Below are 19,510 nucleotides of genomic sequence, written 5' to 3' on the forward strand. Positions count from 1 at the left end.
CGTGCGCATAGTCTTTCTTTTAATTGTGTTTTTTTGCTTTTCGGCGTATGGGCAGCAGCTTGTTCCTTTTCAGCAACTGCGGTTTGACGAGGATTACTCTGTGTTAGAGAGCGATACCGTAAGCGACTGGTACTCTAGGTTAAAATATGCAAAGATCAATAAGAGATCATACGTCAGTTTTGGTGGCAGTTTTAGAGTACAGTACCTGATTATGGATAATGAGGGCTGGAATCCCGCTTTGAGGGATAGGGATGGGTTTATGCTCACGAGATGGATGGTTCATGCGGATCTGCACCTTTCAGAGAGGTTACGCATTTTTGCAGAAGTACAGAGTGCCCTGGCAAATAGCAGGGAAATTCTCGTGCCTGTAGAAGAGAATCCACTGAAGGCCCATCAGCTGTTTATAGATTATAAACCCTTTAATCACGTGCCACTGACGCTTAGAGCTGGTAGGCAAGAACTCAGTTATGGGTCAGAGCGTTTGATTTCTGTCAGGGATGCTCCTAACAGCCGCCGTTCTTTTGATGGGATAAAGGCCTTCATAAGGCAGCAAAAGGTCGATACAGATGTGTTTTATATGCATGCCGTGGAAGATAAGATCGGGATTTTTGACGACAGCTCTTCTCCCGACTTAAAACTTTGGGGTGCCTTTTCCGATATTTCAACAGCCAAGAAAAACCTTAAGCTTAATTTTTATTATTTGGGATTTTACAATAGCAAAGCGTTGTTTAATGACGGTGGGGGAGTTGAAACAAGGCATACCCTGGCTGCCCGAATAGTCAAAAAAGGTGTAAGGTGGGGCTATGATTTAGAGGGGGGGTACCAATTTGGGTCAATAGGAGACAGAAAAATAGCTGCATGGAGTACTGCTTTTGCCTCCTCATATCGTTTTAATGGGATGTTGTACTATCCAGAGATTGGGCTTAAGGCTGATATAATCAGTGGAGATAAGAGCAGTACTGATCAGAAGCACCAAACATTGAATCCTTTGTTTGCACCCGGGGCCTATTTTGGCATGGCAGCACCATTAGGGCCAAGTAACCTTATCGATGTCCACCCAAGTATGCGTTTGAAATTAGGCAATTCCACATCCTTTGCCTGTGATTATTCCTTTCTATGGAGATACAGCATAGGCGATGGAATTTATAGACCAAATATGATCCCATATTTCGAATTCGAAAATACCTCTACCCGCTATATAGGCAGCCAGATCTCAGGTGTATTTATTTTTCAGCCTACTAGGCATATTTCCTTGGCTACAGGGATGAGTTGGTTTAATTCTGGGGGATACCTTAAGAAAGTTACAGTAGGTGATGACATATTATTTGGATTTGCCACGGCCCAAGTAAAATTCTAAGCAGAGGGATAACTGACTGATGGCTCTGTTTAAGGGTAGATTTTTTGATATCTCTGATTAATCCCCAGACCAATTCTTTTCCAACAGATTAAGCATGATTGTTAGAATTAAATAAATGTGCTAACAACTTCTTATGAAATCCCTCTGTCAAAAAAAATAGAACTCTAATTAATTTCCTGTAAGTCGCTAATGTTCAATCCGTATTGTTGTGCGTGAAGTGAGGTTTGTTTTATTGGTTGGATGCTTTTTAACCTAAATTTGAAACAGTCGGATTACTTTTATGATTTTATTTTTTTACTACTTTTCAAATTATATCCTCTCAGAAGGTAACCAATTAAATAGTTGTTGTTTTTCGGCCTGTCTTTTTACTGTTTTAATTTCTGATGTGATTGTAATAGTTATAAAAATTCTAATATATCAGAAAAATGAAATATTTAAGAAAAAAAATTATAGAAAAAATAGTATAACTATCTGCAAATCAGACTTTTACAAGTCTGGCACGTGATTAGTATAATTTGTCATATATCACAATTGTGATTTCAGTCATATCATTAGAAAAAATATAAGAGATCGTGATCTACTATGAAATTTGATTTAAGATTTGTATCTGTTATTCAATTTTATAGTTCAAAGTATTAGAAGGAATTCATTTGATATGTTGAGTGGATTTTCTCAATTATTAGATGCCTGTGATATTTCTGAATAGCTAATGGAAAGGAAATAAATATACTTACAATAAAAAGGGACTATCTATTTAAACCATATTAAAAAAAACACATTATTTATTTTATATGGAATCGAGCATGGCTACAAAGTCACACACAAAGGGGTGATTATTCCCCGGGCGAGATTCCATGTGACCATTGAAAAACAATTATAAACACATGAAAACAATTATTTTATTTATCGCAGTTGGATTTTTATCCCTATTAGGTTTTGCCCAAAAGCCAAGCCCAGAATTGTTAAGTCCATCCAATCATGCATTGGTGATGATTGATCACGAAGGACAAATGGCCTTTGCCACAAATAGTATATCAATGGAGGTATTAAGAAACAATGTTGCATTGGTGGTGGGTGCTTCCAAAATATTCAATATACCTACTGTAATCACAACCGTGGCTGAAGAATCTTTTAGTGGGCCAGTGTTCCCTGAAATTTTAGAGGCATACCCAGATAAGACCACCTATATAGACCGTACCACAATGAATACTTGGGAAGACGATAACGCACATAAGGCCATAACTGGTAAAGGCAAAAAGAAATTGGTAATGGGTGGGCTTTGGACAAGTGTATGTATCGTAGGACCGGTATTGTCTGCCATTAGCGAAGGATATGATGTTTATGTGATCACAGATGCATCGGGGGATATTTCAAAAGAAGCTCACGACCAGTCAGTCACTCGTATGGTTCAGGCAGGTGCGAAACCAATTACTTCATTGCAATATCTTCTGGAGTTACAACGGGACTGGGCAAGACAAGAAACCTATAAGCCTGTAAATGATCTGGTAGTAAAATATGGTGGCGCATACGGTATAGGTGTACAATATGCCAGAGAAATGCTTAACCATTAATGTTCACTTCCTCTGCTTCGATAAAAGGAGAGGATATAATCGCTTCCGTGATGAGACAATTTATATTGACTTTAACCATCTACATGGCCATTATATCGTGTTCCGTAAAGGAAAACAATGACTTCACGTTCGCTGACCTGATCGTTTATAATGCTAAAGTTGCTGTTATGGATCCTGAAGGTAAAATTACTGAGGCCATAGCTGTAAAAGACGGGATAGTTTTGGAAACAGGGTCTAATGCGGAGATTTTCAAGTTTGAAAATGAAAATACCAAAACCATTGATGCCAAAGGAAGAACTTTGATTCCAGGGCTCAATGATTCGCATCTGCATCTGACAAGAGGGGGGCGCTTCTATAATGCGGAACTACGTTGGGATGGCGTGAAGTCACTGAAGAGGGCCTTACAAATGTTAAAAGAACAGGCCGAAAGGACTCCTGAAGGACAATGGGTTCGCGTAATAGGTGGCTGGAGCCCATTTCAGTTTGAAGAAAGGCGGTTTCCCACGCCTGAGGAAATCAATGAAGCTACTGGAGATGTACCAACCTATGTACTATTCCTATACAGTAGGGCATGGCTTAATCAAGCGGGACTTGACCTATTGGATATAGACGAAAACACTGAAGCGCCGGAGGGCAGTAGCTTTAAAAAAGGACCGGATGGGAAATTGACAGGAGTCCTTTTGGCAGAACCAAACCCTACAATTCTATATGCCCGAATAGCTGCCTTACCATCTTTGTCTGAAGAAGAGATGGTAAATTCTACCAGACAGTTCTATAGGGAGCTTAACAGCTTTGGTATTACAAGCGGTATTGATGCAGGAGGTGGTGGTCACAAATTCCCCCAAGATTATTCAGGAACCCAGCTTTTAGCTGAAGCAGGTGAAATGCCCATCCGTCTTTCCTATTATCTATTCCCCCAAAACAAAGGGGAAGAGTATGGGGAATTTCAAGAATGGATGGACAATAATAAGGTTGGCCATAATGGGGAAATACATTTGGATCATGGGTATGAGCTCGAAGGAGGCGGTGAGTTTATGGCGTGGAGTGCGGGCGATTTTGAAAATTTTTTGGCACCTCAGCCCATGCTGGAAGAAAGACCTGGCTGGCGTGAGGATTTTAAGAGAATTATAAGGCTTCATGTGGACAACGGTTGGCCCTTTCGCATACATGCGACCTATGGGGAAACCATAACCAACATGCTGGATGTAATAGAAGAGGTAAACCATGAAAGCAACGGGAAGCTGTCATCCAAAAGATGGCTTTTTGATCATGCTGAAACAGTTAAAGACAAGGATTTAGAACGTATCAAGGCCTTAAACGGGGGGATTGCCATACAGGCTCGCCTAGCCTATGCCGGTGAGTATTTTGTGGAACGCTATGGAGCTGATAAGGCAAAACAGGCACCGCCAGTTCGGAAGATGATGGATCTGGGACTTCCGGTAGGAGCCGGAACCGACGGTACCAGAGTGGCAAGCTACAATCCTTGGCCGGCTTTATACTGGTTGATTACAGGGAAGACTGTTGGGGATTTTCAATTGGCCGAACCTTCAAACCGGTTGTCAAGAGAAGAAGCATTGCACTTATATACACAGGGAAGCGCATGGATTTCTGATGAGGAAACTGTAAAAGGAACGTTGGAAAAGGGAATGTTTGCAGACTTTGCTTTATTATCCGATGATTATTTTACGATTCCTGAGAAAGAAATAAACACTATAAAATCACTGCTTACCGTAGTAGGTGGTAAGGTTGTTTTTGCTTCAGATGAATATAAAAGTATGAACCCAAAGTTACCGGAAGTAATGCCAAACTGGTCTCCAATTAATTTTTACGGAGGTTATCAGAACAACTAAATTAATTATTTACTATTTAAACAAAGATATAATGAGCATGACAACAAAGACAAAGTGGATTATTGACACCGCACACTCCGAGATCGGCTTCAAAGTAAAACACATGATGATTTCTATGGTGACTGGTTATTTTGATGATTTTTATGCAACAGCTGAAAGCAGCAATGATGATTTTATTGATGCGGATTTTAGCTTAAGCGCTAAAACGAATTCTGTCAATACAAAAAACAGTGATAGGGATTCACACTTAAAATCTGATGATTTTTTTAATGCGGAAAAATATCCCGAATTATTATTTAAGTCAACATCCTTTGATGGAGAAACCTTAGTAGGGAATTTAACTATCAGGGATATTACCAAAGAAATTAAAATAGATGTTGATTTCAATGGTTTGGCCATAGATCCTTATGGTCAGACAAAAGCTGGTTTTGAAGCTACCGGAACTCTAAATAGAAAGGATTTCAATCTTACTTGGAGTGCATTGACCGAATCCGGAAATATTGTAGTGAGCGATACTGTGATATTAACTATAAATGCTCAATTTATTAAATCAGTTTAGTGCTTCAGTTCTAATATAAGTGTTTTGTTTAATGCACTTGATGTGAGGATCCTATACAAATTGTAAGTTGTGAAATTTATTGCATGTGTTTTACTTTTCATCACTTTTCAATTTGCTACATGTGCTCAGGAGTTTAGTTTGTTACGTCAGAATGATGATTTGAGAATGTTGGATACAATCAGAAATAATAAAATGTATCAGAATCTAAAAGCAATTAATCTATTTGAAAAAACCACACTTTCAATTGGTGGAAGTTGGAGGTTTCAAACTGAGTCATTTATTAATGAAGAATTTGACCGAGAAGGCAGCCAGGATAATATCTGGTTTTTAAATAGATTTTTAATTCATAGTCATTTGAAAGCAGGAAATTCTTTTGAGCTGTTTGTAGAGTTAGGGAGTAGTTTGGTGTTTGATAAAACCGAGATTTCCCCAGTTGACGTGGACAGGCTTTATGTAAACCAGTTGTTTGCCAAATACCAATTCACATCAAAATGGGATGCTGCCCTGGGGAGATATAATATGCGATTAGGTTCTGGAAGATTAGTAGATGTACGGGAAGGCCCCAATGTAAGAAGGTCATTTGATTTTGTTGAGTTTAATTATTTAAACTCGGGCTTCAAGTTGAAAACATTCTTCTCCATTCCTGTTCGATCAGAGCCAGGGGTATTCAAAAATGATTATTTAAATTTTAATGAAACCTTTTCGGGTGTTTACACTTCGACCAACATTTCCAGCACAACGGATTTGGATGTCTATGTTTTATATCAGAAAGACAATGATGCAATCTATGCCAGTGGTAAGGAAAATGAGCGGAGGGCATCTGCAGGGATCAGGCATTTTGGCAAATACAAGAAGCTAACATACAATAATGAAATGGTTTATCAATTTGGAAAATTTGGGGATCAGGCTATTTCGGCCTGGACACTTTCCATTAATATAGAAAGAGAAACAAGTCTTTTTGGGAATCAAATGGCTTTGGGTGTAAAAACAGAAGCTATAAGTGGGGATAAAGACGCTGCTGACGACAAATTGAACACCTTTGACGCGCTTTATCCCCGGGGGGCTTATTTTGGTAGAGTTGCACGGTTTGGTCCATCCAACTTGATCGATTTTCATCCTTATGTCAATACGTATTTCAATAAGTTGGAAGTGTCATTTGATTATGCTGCCTTTTGGCGGTATTCCATGCAGGATGGAGTCTATGGAGCTGCATTGACTTTGGATTATCCGGTTATTGGTAACGGAAGATTTATTGGACATCAGCTAGGGACAATACTCGGTTACCAGCTCAACAAGTTTATTTTCTTTGAACTTGAATCTAATGTGATTTTCCCTGGAGAATTTCTCCAGACCAGTAATAGAGAAGATACATTATATCATTTTGTACTTACTTCTGATATAAAATTTTAAAACTAATAAATTATGGAGATACTGTTAAAAGAAGAAGGTGCCAAAGGATCTGCAACTGCAAAAGAGAATGGCAGAAGTATAGGTACAATGACCTATTCCATAGCGGGAAAGGAACTGATTATCATTGATTCCACCTTTGTGGAGCCAGAATATAATGGTAAAGGTGTAGGTAGGAAAATGTTAGATAAAATCGTGGAAATGGCCAGAGAGAAAAAAATCAGGATTATTCCCTTGTGTCCTTTTGCCGCAGCTATGTTCCGAAAGTCGGATGATATTAGGGATGTCTTAAAATCATAAATCACGAAATTATGGAAACTATTAAAAAATACCAGAAGGATAATTTAACCATAATCTGGAAACCCCAAAAGTGTATCCATTCCGGTGTGTGCGTAAAAACCCTGCCAAAGGTCTATAATCCAAAAGCATCACCATGGATTAGACCGGAAAATGCTTCATTAGAAGCTCTAAAGAATCAAATTAATGCTTGTCCATCAAAAGCATTAAGTTACTTGGAATCGTAAAACAAATCTTATGCAACACCACATTCTTATAAATATATGTGCAATTTTTGGAGTAGCTACAGCTGTAATCATTATTTGCAGATTTCTTAAGATAAGATATATTATCGGCTATCTTATTACAGGTGTTTTACTTAGCCCAAATACATCAAGCTATTTTGCAGACATGGAAGAGGTTGAAGTATATGCTGAAATAGGAATTATATTGCTTTTATTCACTATTGGTCTTGAATTCTCGTTTACTAATCTTAAAAAAATCCAAAAATATGTTTTAGGAGGAGGTAGCGCACAAGTGTTTTTTACTATTATTATAACTACAGTACTTATTTGGCTTGTGATGCGACCCAGCTGGGAAGAAAGTGTATTTTGGGGGTTTTTATATGCGTTGAGTAGTACTGCTATTGTAATAAAAACATTGCAGGATTCCAATAAAATAGCTACACCCCATGGTAAATTTATTCTTGCAGTTTTATTGTTTCAGGATATTATGATTGTACCGCTGATGCTATTCACACCGATTATCGCTGGTGAAGGGGGAGATCTGTGGGCAGCACTAGGTTGGTTATTGGGCAAATTAGTGTTGATGGGAGGTATAGCCTATATACTGACCCGATTTGTGATTCCTTATTTCTTAAAAACCGTAATGAAAGTACAAAGCCAAGAAGTGTTTTTAATAGCCACCGTATTTATAGTGACCGGTATCGCGTTACTTACCGAGCAGTTGGGGCTATCTCTTGCTTTAGGTGCTTTTATCGCAGGGTTGATTATTGCTGAAACGGATTATAATCACATGGCCATTTCTTGTTTTTTGCCTTTTCGGTACGTGTTTATGAGTTTCTTTTTCATATCGATGGGCATGCTACTGAACTATGGGATCTTTATGACCGATTTGGGCTGGATTGTGTTTTGGATACTATTTGCATTTGCTGTGAAGGCATTAGCTGGAATACTTGCAGTAAAAGCTTTGGGACTTGAATGGAAAACAGCTTTTGCTGTTGGGTTCTCAATCGCTCAAATAGGGGAATTTTCTTTTGTACTTGCACAAAGCGGATTAAAGTATGAATTGATAAGTGCCAATAATTATCAAATATTTTTGGCGGTATCTATAATACTAATGTCTTTAACACCATTCATAGTGTCTAATGCTGAACGAATATATCCAATGTTTAAAAAATTAACTATAAGAAATGGATAAGCCGAAATTACAACTATACGGAACTGATTGGTGTCCCAAGTCAGCTGTCCTACGCAATTATATGCAAAGTAAATGGATAGAATTTGAGGATTTTAATGTAGAAACGGATGCTGAGGCAAATGCAAGCATACGTGCACTATATGATGGAAAATTAAAATTCCCCACAGTCATGATAGCTAATGATTTTATTAAAAACCCATCAGTGCCACAACTCAATGAATTCTTACTGAAGCATAATATCGATCATTGATAACATAGATTTTGATATACAATAATTCATCTGTTCCACTAAAATATATACATAATGACTGATCCACGATTTCCGGTTTTGACCCAAAAACAAATCAGTACCCTCAAGGAATTTGGTACTATAATGACCTTTGAAAAGGAAACCGCACTTTTTCAGGTTGGTGACCGCGACTATGATTTTTATGTCGTTTTGGATGGAGAGATAAATATGAAGGATCCACATGATGATAATCGTGTTTTGGCTACTCATATGATCAATGAGTTTACCGGCGACAGCAGTATGTTGTCCAATAGAAGCATTCCATTTAGTGCATATGCCTCCCAAGGGGCAAGTGTCTTGCGCATAAAGCCTGAGGTCTTGAAAGGAATTATTTCCAAACACAGCGGTATAAGCGATGTCCTTTTAAGTGCATTTCTCCTAAGGCAAGAGGTTATGCTAAAAGAGCTAAGTGGGGGAATAAAAGTGATTGGCTCCGAAAAATCCAAAGAGACCTATAGTCTCCGGGACTTTATGGATAAAAACCACATCTGGCACTCCTTTCTCAACATTGATGAATCAATTGAAGCCAAGGAACTGCTGGTAAGCTTTAATCTAAGTTATTCCGATTTGCCAATTCTTATCAGTATGTCCGGTGAAATTCATAAAAATCCCACTATAGCTGAACTTGCAAAATTTACAGGTGTATTGATGGATTTCGAGGATGCTGTCTATGATGTTTTGGTAGTTGGGGCAGGGCCTTCTGGGTTGGCTGCGAGTGTGTATGCCGCTTCAGAGGGATTAAGTGTGGTGACCATTGATGGCAATGCTCCCGGTGGACAAGCAGGGAAAAGCACAAAAATTGAAAACTACCTGGGCTTTCCAACGGGTATATCAGGACATGATCTTGCTAATAAGGCCTATCTCCAAGCTCAAAAATTTGGATGTACTATTTCCATTCCCCATAAGGCAGAAAAAGTGGAATATAATGGCGATTACTTTACACTGTGTGCCTCAAATGGAAAACATATCAAGGCAAAATCCATCATTGCTGCCACTGGAGCCGAATATAGACGGCTTCCTATAGAAAACATCGAAAGTTTCGAAGGCAGTGGCGTGTTTTATTCCGCTACCGGTATGAATGCCTCCGCCTGCAAAAATGAATTGGTAGGTGTGGTAGGAGGTGGAAATTCAGCAGGACAGGCTGCCTTGTTCTTGGCTGATCACGCCGCTGAGGTGCATGTCATCATCCGGGGCAATGACCTTGGTGACAAGATGAGTGATTACTTAGTACAAAGAATCTATTCCTCACCCAATATCATTGTCCACACTAACAGCAATGTCGTCCAACTAAATGGCGCCCACCATTTGCAATATTTGGTGCTGGACACAAGTGGAAAAAACCAAATTATAGGGATAACAAACTTATTCACTTTTATCGGGGCAAAACCCTGTTCAGAGTGGCTAAAAGGAATTGTATCAATGGATGATAAAGGATTTATCCATACGGGGGTAGATGTCGTGGAAGAGGCGATGTCCACATGTTCCATCTTTGATCACAGGAGACCACAATCTTTGGAAGGAAGCATACCTGGCTTTTTCGCTGTGGGAGATATAAGGAAAGGTTCTGTAAAACGGGTGGCTTCCGCTGTGGGCGAAGGTTCCATGGCCATTAGTCAGGTTCATCAATACCTGGCTGAATTAAAAATGAACAAAGTAGAACAACAATGATGGAGGATCCCAAAAAATATTGTGAGCATTTGAACTATGGGAAATTCAAAACCACCAGGACCAAGGTGTGCGAAGAATGTGTGAAAACAGGAGGCAAATGGATTCATTTACGACACTGCCAGACCTGTGGAGCAGTACTTTGCTGTAATTCATCCCAAAACCAGCACGCACAAAAACATTTTGAAGCAACCGGCCACCCGGTAGTTACTTCAATTCTTCCCAAACCATGGTCAAAATTTGCTTGGTGTTACATAGATAAGCTCAAAAGACCTTTAAACTAACCCAACGTCTTTATTCAATTTCAACCACATAAATCAACTATTATGAAATACACCGAATCATCAATTGCCGCATTTATTTTCATTTTAATCAACTTAACTACAAGTGTTATGGCACAAACAATTCCAGGGGAAAAAGACCCGAATATTTCAAAGGATACCAGGGCATTCCTTAAAGTCCTGAATAGTGGCGATGGGCCGCCTTTGGAGAAATTATCCCCAAAAGATGCCCGTCAAGTTCTTGTGGGGGCACAAAATTCAGTGTCCTACGATTATAGTGACATTGAAGAATCCGAAAAAACCATCATTCAGGATGGTCAAACCATCACCCTGCATATCGTAAAGCCGAAAGGTGCCAAGGATAACCTACCGGTGTTTATGTTTTTCCACGGTGGGGGATGGGTGTTAGGTGACTACCCAACGCACAAACGTTTGGTTAGGGATTTGGTGGTAAAAAGTGGTGCGGTGGCGGTTTTTCCTGATTACACACCAACTCCCGATGCCCAGTTCCCAGTGGCAATCAATCAAGCCTATGTGGCGACCAAATGGGTCAGTGAAAATGGAAATTCTATAGGTGTTGACGGATCTCGATTGGCTGTTGCCGGTAATAGTGTGGGTGGGAATATGTCCACTGTTGTGGCATTAATGGCAAAGGAAAATGAAGGGCCTAAACTGGCTTTTCAGTTATTGCTTTGGCCACTTGTTGATTCTGACACAAAACGCCCTTCCTATGAAAAGTTTGCGCAGGGGAGGTTCCTGACCACCCCTATCATGGAATGGATGTGGGATATGTATATCCCTAATCCAGAAGAACGTAAGCACAAGTATGTCTCCCCGATCAACGCTTCCTTAGAAGAGTTGGCAGGATTGCCTCCAGCATTGATTCAGGTTGCTGAAAACGACATCTTATATGATGAAGGAGTTGCTTACGGTCGAAAACTGGATGAGGCAGGAGTCCCAACCACTATTACAGTATATAAAGGGATGATACATGATTATGGAATGTTGAATCCTTTGTCCCACATTCCGGGTGTACAGGAAGCATTGAATCAAGCTGCGGCAGTATTGCGCGAAGCCTTATTTACAAAATAGGATTTTCATTAAAAATGACGCGATTGGTTAGTGTTGCTAAGCGGATAAAAATAGCAGTAGTGTACAATCGCGTCTATTTTAACTAGAATAAATTAATGAATAAGAAAATTGTATTAATAACAGGGACAAATAGTGGGTTTGGATGGCTTACAGCCAAAGCGGTTGCTTCACTTGGTCATAAGGTTTACACTTTTCCTACTGAAATGTCCCAAAAGATCCAATCTGGCTCAGACACATCAATTGAAGGCGCTTATGAAGTGCTGACTGAAGCTCAGAATAATTTCTTCAGTGCCGTTGGCCAACTACTCGAAAGTGTAAATCCTAATCCACAAGATGTGGCAGATACAGTAGTCAAATTGATTGATTCTCCGAAAGGACAAAGACCATTAAGGACGGTGGTTGACCCGACAACTGGAAAATATGTAAAAACTGCTAACGACACTGTACAAGCTGAATATGAAAAAACATTAACAGCATATGGAATGCAAAATCTTCTAAAGTAGATTATTCCTACCAATAGAGTGATTCGGTTTCTCCGAGCTAATCTATTGTTTAATTATAAAAGAAAAAATTATGAAAAAATTATCCCAAATAGGTTTAGATATAGAAAAAAGTAAAGAATTATCAATTTTACTAAACGAATTATTAGCCAATTACTCCATATTCTATCAAAATGTTAGGGGTTATCATTGGAATATTCAAGGTGATAAGTTTTTCGAATTGCATTCAAAATTTGAAGAATTGTACAATAATTTATTTCTTAAAATTGATGAGATCGCTGAACGTATATTAACACTTGGTTTTAATCCAAATTATAAGTTTTCATCTTATTTAAGTACTACTTTGATTAAAGAAAGTAATCTGGCGTCGAATGGAAAAAATTCTATCCAAGAAATCCTAGAATCAATTCAAATACTTTTATCCAAGCAAAGAATTTTACTAGAAAAATCAGAAGAATTAAATGATGCAGGAACAAATGATTTAATGAATGATTATGTAAGTGAGCAAGAAAAGCTGGTCTGGATGTACTCAGCTTATTTAAAGTCTAATTAATATAAAGTACTAGTCAGTATAATGATTCTAGGATTAACACTTGTCTTATTTTCTTTCAATTCAGAGAGTATAGGAGAGGCTAAGATGTTTAATGAAAAAAATTTAATTAATAAAAACCAAAATGAAAAAGAAAATTATAATTATCGTGTCCAATGCAAACGTGATTGGCCCGAACAACAGAAGAACAGGAATTTTTCTTCCTGAAGTGGCACATCCTTATGCCGAATTTACTCAGGCTGATTACCAGATTGATTTTGCGAGTCTGACTGGAGACACGCCTTATTTGGATGCCCTAAACCTGGCAGATGATCCCGATAACCTGAAATTTTTAACAGGAAAAGGATGGGAAGCCATGCAAAAAGCCAGAAAGCTATCGGAAGTAAACGTGGATAACTATGATGCCGTGTTTGTCCCTGGTGGGTTGGCCCCTATGGTCGATATGCCCGAAGATGAACTGCTTAAAAGTATCATTACCAAAACCTATGAACGAAATGCAGTAGTGGGCGCTGTATGTCACGGTCCTGTAGCTTTATTAAATGCGAAATTAAGTGACGGAACATACTTGGTAAGTGGAAAGAATATCACTTCGTTTACCGATGAGGAAGAAAATGCCTACGCAATAGCAGACGTTCCTTTTTTGCTGGAAACAGCTTTGACCGGACAGGGAGCAAAATTTCACGCTGCCGCTCCATGGTCCGATCATAGCATAGCAGATGGTAACTTGGTAACAGGACAGAATCCTGCCTCAGCCAAAGGAGTAGCTGAAAAAATGATAGGTATTTTAGAATCTTCTGATAGATAATAAAACCCTAATTTGGGGATGCCAATTTTTAAATAAAAGCATTTGTAGTAGGAAGAAAACTAAAACTCATTATAAAATATGGAAAATCAAGATCAGGTACATGTATTTGCTACATGGAAAGTTAAGCAAGGTGAAATAGACAAGGTCTTAGACTTGTTAAAGACGGTTAGGAAAGAAAGCCTCAGGGAGTCTGGTAATCTTTTTTATAAGATCCATCAAAGCAATACGGATTCAAACACATTGATTCTTTTTGAAGGGTATATCAGTGACACTGCCGTAGAAGCACACCGTAATACGGCTCATTTTCAAGACCTGGTCATTGGAAAGATCGTTCCTCTACTGGAAAAAAGAGAGATTGTTTTAACAACTCCATTGAACTAAAGGAAAAACAGAAAATGATGTTGAACAATTAGGCACAGGACAATTTAAAACAGCACTTATCCGAGACCACGAAAAGATGGTTTGGTTTCTACGCTCGCATAAAAAAAATATTATGGAAAGCATTATAAAGATTTTATCCCCTTACGATCAAAGTTTAATAAAGGAGTTGCCTTTGATTCAAGCCCGGGATCTGGAGAAAATAATCAATGCAGCTCAAAAGCTTTTTGATGATCAATCTCTCTGGATTCCGGCATATAAAAGAATTGAAATATTAGAAAAGGCCGCTTCAATAATGAATACCAAGATCGAGGAATTAACTTTTTTGGCTTTAAGCGAGGGTGGTAAACCCTATAAAGATTCAAAGGCGGAAGTACTCAGAGCTATCAAAGGGGTTAAATTAGCTGTAGAGCATATATCCCATATAAAAGGGGAACAGGTGCCTATGGCATTAACCGAAACATCCCTTAACCGGTTGGCATTTACGCAAATGGAACCCATTGGAGTAGTTGCCGCGATAAGTGCATTCAATCATCCGTTAAATCTCGCAGTACATCAAATAGTTACCGCAGTTGCAGCGGGTTGCCCAGTCATATTCAAACCGGCCATGACCACACCTTTATCAAGTATGGCCCTTGCTGATATTTTACAGGAAGCGGGATTGCCGTCAGGATGGCTTCACGTTATCATGTGTGGTAATGAAGTTGCAGAATTATTGGTTACAGATCCTCGTATAAATTTTTTCTCCTTTATAGGTTCAGCAAAAGTAGGCTGGTACCTAAAAAGTAAACTTTCACCAGGTACCAGATGTGCATTGGAGCATGGTGGGGCCGCACCGGTTATTGTTGAACAAGATGCGGATTTTGATGAAATGATCCCAGATCTGGTAAAAGGTAGTTTTTACCATGCAGGCCAGGTTTGTGTATCTGTTCAGAGAATTTATGTACATCAGGAACTCTTGGACTTATTTATAGAAAAGTTTCTAAAGGCCACAAATAAGTTAAAAGTCGGAAATCCATCAGAAAGTGATACAGATGTGGGGCCGTTAATCACTCCCAAGGAAGCCGACAGGGTAGAGGAATGGGTATCTGAAGCAATCGCAGATGGCGCTAAATTACTTTCAGGGGGAGAAAGGATTTCTGAAACGCTTTATCAGCCTACAGTGCTTCTTAATCCTTCAGAAAGTTCTAAGGTTTCCAGCAAGGAAATTTTTGGCCCGGTGGTATGTATTTATCCATTTACAGACCGTGATGAGGCTATCAAAAAGGCCAATGCACTGGATGTCCACTTCCAGGCAGCCGTTTTTACTAAAAGCTTGGATATAGCTTTGGATACTGTAAAAAAATTAAACGCTACCGCTGTTATGGTGAACGACCATACTGCATTTAGGGTGGACTGGATGCCATTTGGAGGTAGGGATGCCTCTGGTATTGGGATGGGAGGTATATCCCAGTCTATGGACGATATGACAAGAACAAAAATGACTCTATTTAAAAGCAAGTTTCTATAATCTGGGTATCAACATAGCAGTTTCCAGCTGTGAGGTGATGTGCTGGTTTCAGCTATTAAAGAATAAGGGATAAGATAAATTATGTAAGGGTATTTTATGTGCTGTAAACTAATATTAATCAGCTTGTTTGTTTAGTTATAATCGAGATTAAAAGCTGCATGGAACCTCTCGGAACTGGGGATTTACAAGCCAATTTATGACAAATTCAAGAATTATAAATAGTCATTACTGTCCCGTTAAAATTATTTAATGTTAAAACTGAAGAACTTATGAAATCAATATTTGAAGAAATCCCCTTGATAAAAAACGAAGATAAAAAGCGCTTCGAAATAGAGATAGAGAAGAAATTTGCCTTTACCAATTACGGTGAATTTGGGAGCCAGATAGCTCTTGTACACACCGAAACTGACCCTGAATTGGAGGGGACAGGAGCAGCAAGTGCTGTAGTGGAAAAGACCTTACATTATCTCGAGGATCATAATCTAAAATTGTTGCCTTTCTGTCCCTTTGTATTCGCTTATATCAAAAGGTTTCCTGAATGGAAACGCATTGTAAGTAAAAAATTTAAAGGGTATGATAAGCTGTAAAAACTATGCAGACTCAAATGGAAACATAGGATAATTTAATAGATACGTTAAGCGTCCTAAAGAAAAATGGGTATGTGTAGGATTTCTACATAAATAAATCAAAGTAATATGTCTGTCTGCCTTTTAAATCAGTTTAAAGCAGCTGCGATCAAATCAGAATCGGTGGTCGGCTTCATTAATTATTTTGACAATAGCGATATGTATATTTTGGAAAAGTTGAATGACAATGACATCCAATCGGTTTATTTAAACTTCTATAAAGGTCCCCTAAGTAAATATTTCCAAGAACTGGACTCTTCTTTTGGGAATACTCATTAAAACTTCAAATGTCAATGGAAAAAGTAAACAATACCACTGAAGGCCAAGACTTGCATTCTGAATACAGTCACATCATTATTGGAGGTGGATCCGCCGGAGCTGTCTTAGCCAGCCGCCTGAGTGAAAATCCAGCGTTTCACATTCTCCTCCTTGAAGCTGGGGAAGCATTTACAGAGGATAAGTACCCCGAGCTCTTGAGCAACAGTCAGATAATAGCTGCCAACGGAGACAGTAGGTATGATTGGGGATACCAATCGGTACCCAATGATGCAGGTCATGTTATCCCGATTCCCCGCGGTAAAGTATTAGGTGGAAGCTCGGCAGTCAATGCAGCTGTAGCCCTAAGGGCCATTCCCAACGATTTCAAACGATTTGTTGATATGGGCCTAAAGGAATGGTCATGGGAGCACGTATTGCCCTACTATAAAAAACTGGAAAAATCCAACAGCGGTGAGGAGGCGTGGCACGGGCATACCGGTTACCTTCCGGTGAACCAGCTTCATCAGATAGATCTCTCGCCTATGCAGGCTGCTTTTATGGAAGCGGCCAAATCAAAAAAATACGAAGAGATTGTTGACTTTAATGGGGAAAAGCAATACGGAGTCGGTGCGTACCCGGTCAACATTGTCAACGGTAGCCGGATGAATACAGGCATGACCTACCTCAATCAATCAGTAAGAAAAAGGCATAATTTGACTATTATGGGTAATGCCCTTGCCGATCGAGTCTTGTTTGAGGACAAAAAAGCAATAGGTGTTGTACTGTCCGATGGAAGATTGTTTAAGGGCAGGGAGATCATTTTATCCAGCGGTACTTATGGTACCGCCGCTATCTTACAGCGATCCGGTCTAGGTCCTAGAGAGGTTCTACAACCTATGGGGATACCAGTCATCGCCGACCTTCCTGTTGGAAAAAATATACAGGACCACCCATTCTATTTCAACACTTATGCATCAGATCCAGAGAAAATCGGCAGGCTTTCGCCTGTGACCGGTGTGAACTTATGGACACGTTCTTCTTTTGCAGGGCCGGATGAACTGGACCTTCATATTACCGCAGGTCACCTCTTCGATTCGGGGTTAAGCCCAACCAATTCCGGGTATGTGATAGGAGTTGCTCTGACCAATCCAAACTCACGAGGCTATGTAAAAATTATCAGCCGTGATCCGGAAACCCCGCCAATGATTGACCTTAATTTCCTAAGCAGCCAGGAAGATGGTCAAAGATTGCTTGAAGGTGTTAAGCTCTCAAGGGAGCTAGCCAGGACACCGCCGCTGAAAGACATGACGGTAATGGAATTGACCCCAGGTTGGGATATTACCGATGATAATCTGATGCTGGCTTCTATCAATCAAAATCTGCAGACTTATAACCACCCTGTCGGTTCAGCACCTATGGGGCCTAAAGAAAGTACAAATGCAGTTGTTGATGTGTGGGGAAAGGTCTTTGGTGTGGAACGACTCCGGGTGGTGGATGCCTCGATATTCCCGAGTTTTATTTCATCCGGACCAAATGTCACGGTTATCATGGCGGCGGAAAAGATTGCTGATGCGGTTAAAAGAGAAAACATTTAAAATTAAAGATACAATACATGCTAAATATAACTGAAAAAGCCTTGGCGCTGGAGCCTAAACTTCACTGGATCAACAATGAGTGGGTGGACAGCCAGATATATAAAGACAGTATCAATCCGGCCACAGGCGAGGTAATTGGCCGTTTTGCTGACGGAGGTAATGAAACTGCAGAAGCAGGAATAGCTGCAGCAAAAGCAGCATTTCAGCACAGCGATTGGAAGACCAACAGAATCCTCCGAGCCAAAGTCTTAAATGAGCTCGCAGATGCCTTTGAGGAATACGGTGAAAAATTGATCCATATTCTTTCATTGGATAATGGAAAGGTTAAAGCTGAAGCCAGCATGGAAGTTGGTGGGGTTCCATCAAAACTACGTTATTATGCCGCACTGGTATTAACTCAGAGTGGAAGGGCCTTGGAAACAAGTGTCGGTAGCTTCAGTATGGTACTGGAAGAACCGATAGGTGTAGCCGGTATTATCGCCCCATGGAACTCACCAGTGATTCTCATGGTACGGTCTTTGGCTCCAGCATTGGCTGCAGGTTGTACAGTGGTGATCAAGATGCCTGCACAGACCGCACAGGTCAATGCTGTAATTTGCGAGGTATTTGAATCGGTCAAAAGTCTGCCGATCGGCGTGATCAACCAGTTTACTGAAAGTGGTCATGAAGGCGCTGCCCATCTGATCAGTTCCCCCGATGTACCGTCGATTAGTTTCACCGGCAGCACCGCTACAGGAAAGATCATGATGAGAAACGGTGCCGAGTACCTCAAGCGTTTTGGCTTTGAGTTGGGGGGAAAGACCCCTATGATTGTTTTTGATGATGCAGATCTTCAAAAGGCAGTGCCCGTACTCGCTAAAGCTATAACACTTTTCACTGGCCAGTTTTGTATGACAGGAAGCCGCATCCTGGTGCAGAAAAATATTGCTGAGCAATTTATAAATGAACTGGTAGGTGAATTAGAAAAAGTCAAAGTAGGACCTGCCAGTGATCCTCAAAGCGATATGGGGCCACTGATCGACCAAGCGAATGTGGATCGTGTGGACGACTTGGTGGATGAAGCCATTCAAGACGGGGCAAAGGTTTTACTGCGTGGAGGTAAAATTAAGGATGGTGATTTAGATAAAGGAGCATTTTACAGTCCAGTTCTATTACAGGTAACAGACCATAAAATGGATATTGTTCAAGAGGAAATCTTTGGACCGGTAGCTACGGTGCAGGTTTTCAGTACTATAGAGGAAGCGATAGCATTGGCCAATGACAATAAATATGGACTGGCAGCCTCAGTCTGGAGTACCAATGTGGATCTTCCGTTGCAGGTAAGCAGAAGGTTGGATGCCGGGACAGTATGGATCAACAACTGGGCTAGAATCAATGATGAATTTGAGGAGGGCGGTTTCAAGATGAGTGGATTGGGCCGACTGAATGGTCTTGCGGCGATGCACGATTTTATCCAGTTCAAACACATACACCATGATGTCGGTGTTGGTCAGTAACATCT

At 39.9% G+C, this 19,510-nt stretch carries 21 protein-coding genes; all 21 read left to right on the top strand.

The window, feature by feature from the left end; genetic code table 11:
• The first annotated feature begins 1 nt into the window (after position 1).
• The 21 genes from LZF95_RS05945 (at position 2) to LZF95_RS06045 (ending at position 19,505) form a co-directional block, all read left to right on the top strand.
• Positions 2 to 1,357, top strand: a complete 1,356-nt coding sequence (locus LZF95_RS05945; RefSeq protein WP_233754063.1) for an alginate export family protein — start codon at positions 2 to 4, stop codon at positions 1,355 to 1,357.
• 884 nt (positions 1,358 to 2,241) lie between these two features.
• Positions 2,242 to 2,928, top strand: coding sequence for a hydrolase (locus LZF95_RS05950; protein ID WP_233754064.1), 687 nt, complete (start codon positions 2,242 to 2,244; stop codon positions 2,926 to 2,928).
• The gene (locus LZF95_RS05955) at positions 2,928 to 4,778 is read left to right on the top strand and encodes an amidohydrolase (protein ID WP_233754065.1); all 1,851 of its coding nucleotides are present in this window, start codon (positions 2,928 to 2,930) and stop codon (positions 4,776 to 4,778) included. The genes LZF95_RS05950 and LZF95_RS05955 overlap by 1 nt, the downstream gene beginning before the upstream one ends.
• Before the next feature lie 31 nt (positions 4,779 to 4,809).
• Entirely contained in the window at positions 4,810 to 5,337 is a 528-nt protein-coding gene (locus LZF95_RS05960; RefSeq protein WP_306422279.1) for a YceI family protein, read from the top strand.
• A gap of 69 nt (positions 5,338 to 5,406) precedes the next feature.
• A complete protein-coding gene (locus LZF95_RS05965) occupies positions 5,407 to 6,747 on the top strand; it encodes an alginate export family protein (RefSeq protein ID WP_233754066.1) in 1,341 nt (446 codons plus the stop codon).
• A gap of 12 nt (positions 6,748 to 6,759) precedes the next feature.
• Positions 6,760 to 7,044 carry a GNAT family N-acetyltransferase gene (locus LZF95_RS05970; protein WP_233754067.1) on the top strand — a complete coding sequence of 95 codons (285 nt, stop codon included), beginning with the start codon at positions 6,760 to 6,762 and terminating at the stop codon, positions 7,042 to 7,044.
• A gap of 11 nt (positions 7,045 to 7,055) precedes the next feature.
• Positions 7,056 to 7,268: a (4Fe-4S)-binding protein gene (locus tag LZF95_RS05975; protein WP_233754068.1), complete on the top strand. Its 213-nt coding sequence runs from the start codon at positions 7,056 to 7,058 to the stop codon at positions 7,266 to 7,268.
• Between the two features lie 10 nt (positions 7,269 to 7,278).
• Positions 7,279 to 8,460 carry a cation:proton antiporter gene (locus tag LZF95_RS05980; RefSeq protein ID WP_233754069.1) on the top strand — a complete coding sequence of 394 codons (1,182 nt, stop codon included), beginning with the start codon at positions 7,279 to 7,281 and terminating at the stop codon, positions 8,458 to 8,460.
• Positions 8,453 to 8,710 (top strand): glutaredoxin domain-containing protein, encoded by a 258-nt coding sequence (locus tag LZF95_RS05985; protein ID WP_233754070.1) that lies wholly within the window; start codon positions 8,453 to 8,455, stop codon positions 8,708 to 8,710. The genes LZF95_RS05980 and LZF95_RS05985 overlap by 8 nt, the downstream gene beginning before the upstream one ends.
• Before the next feature lie 54 nt (positions 8,711 to 8,764).
• Positions 8,765 to 10,417 carry an FAD-dependent oxidoreductase gene (locus LZF95_RS05990; RefSeq protein WP_233754071.1) on the top strand — a complete coding sequence of 551 codons (1,653 nt, stop codon included), beginning with the start codon at positions 8,765 to 8,767 and terminating at the stop codon, positions 10,415 to 10,417.
• A complete protein-coding gene (locus LZF95_RS05995) occupies positions 10,417 to 10,698 on the top strand; it encodes a UBP-type zinc finger domain-containing protein (RefSeq protein ID WP_233754162.1) in 282 nt (93 codons plus the stop codon). The genes LZF95_RS05990 and LZF95_RS05995 overlap by 1 nt, the downstream gene beginning before the upstream one ends.
• 108 nt (positions 10,699 to 10,806) lie before the next feature.
• Positions 10,807 to 11,787: an alpha/beta hydrolase gene (locus tag LZF95_RS06000; protein WP_233754072.1), complete on the top strand. Its 981-nt coding sequence runs from the start codon at positions 10,807 to 10,809 to the stop codon at positions 11,785 to 11,787.
• Between the two features lie 95 nt (positions 11,788 to 11,882).
• Positions 11,883 to 12,290, top strand: a complete 408-nt coding sequence (locus LZF95_RS06005) for a hypothetical protein (RefSeq protein WP_233754073.1) — start codon at positions 11,883 to 11,885, stop codon at positions 12,288 to 12,290.
• Positions 12,291 to 12,360: 70 nt separating this feature from the next.
• Positions 12,361 to 12,840 (top strand): Dps family protein, encoded by a 480-nt coding sequence (locus LZF95_RS06010; RefSeq protein ID WP_233754074.1) that lies wholly within the window; start codon positions 12,361 to 12,363, stop codon positions 12,838 to 12,840.
• 121 nt (positions 12,841 to 12,961) lie between these two features.
• Positions 12,962 to 13,642: a type 1 glutamine amidotransferase domain-containing protein gene (locus LZF95_RS06015; protein ID WP_233754075.1), complete on the top strand. Its 681-nt coding sequence runs from the start codon at positions 12,962 to 12,964 to the stop codon at positions 13,640 to 13,642.
• Positions 13,643 to 13,720: 78 nt separating this feature from the next.
• A complete protein-coding gene (locus LZF95_RS06020; protein ID WP_233754076.1) occupies positions 13,721 to 14,023 on the top strand; it encodes a putative quinol monooxygenase in 303 nt (100 codons plus the stop codon).
• Positions 14,024 to 14,135: 112 nt separating this feature from the next.
• Positions 14,136 to 15,530, top strand: coding sequence for an aldehyde dehydrogenase family protein (locus tag LZF95_RS06025; protein WP_233754077.1), 1,395 nt, complete (start codon positions 14,136 to 14,138; stop codon positions 15,528 to 15,530).
• A gap of 269 nt (positions 15,531 to 15,799) precedes the next feature.
• Positions 15,800 to 16,117 carry a GNAT family N-acetyltransferase gene (locus tag LZF95_RS06030; RefSeq protein ID WP_233754078.1) on the top strand — a complete coding sequence of 106 codons (318 nt, stop codon included), beginning with the start codon at positions 15,800 to 15,802 and terminating at the stop codon, positions 16,115 to 16,117.
• A gap of 108 nt (positions 16,118 to 16,225) precedes the next feature.
• A complete protein-coding gene (locus tag LZF95_RS06035; RefSeq protein ID WP_233754079.1) occupies positions 16,226 to 16,435 on the top strand; it encodes a hypothetical protein in 210 nt (69 codons plus the stop codon).
• 14 nt (positions 16,436 to 16,449) lie between these two features.
• Complete coding sequence (locus LZF95_RS06040; RefSeq protein ID WP_233754080.1) at positions 16,450 to 18,009, top strand: GMC family oxidoreductase; 1,560 nt, start codon at positions 16,450 to 16,452, stop codon at positions 18,007 to 18,009.
• Positions 18,010 to 18,026: 17 nt separating this feature from the next.
• Positions 18,027 to 19,505 carry an aldehyde dehydrogenase family protein gene (locus tag LZF95_RS06045; protein WP_233754081.1) on the top strand — a complete coding sequence of 493 codons (1,479 nt, stop codon included), beginning with the start codon at positions 18,027 to 18,029 and terminating at the stop codon, positions 19,503 to 19,505.
• Positions 19,506 to 19,510: the final 5 nt, after the last annotated feature.

Source organism: Algoriphagus sp. AGSA1 (assembly GCF_021390545.1).
Taxonomy (GTDB): domain Bacteria; phylum Bacteroidota; class Bacteroidia; order Cytophagales; family Cyclobacteriaceae; genus Algoriphagus.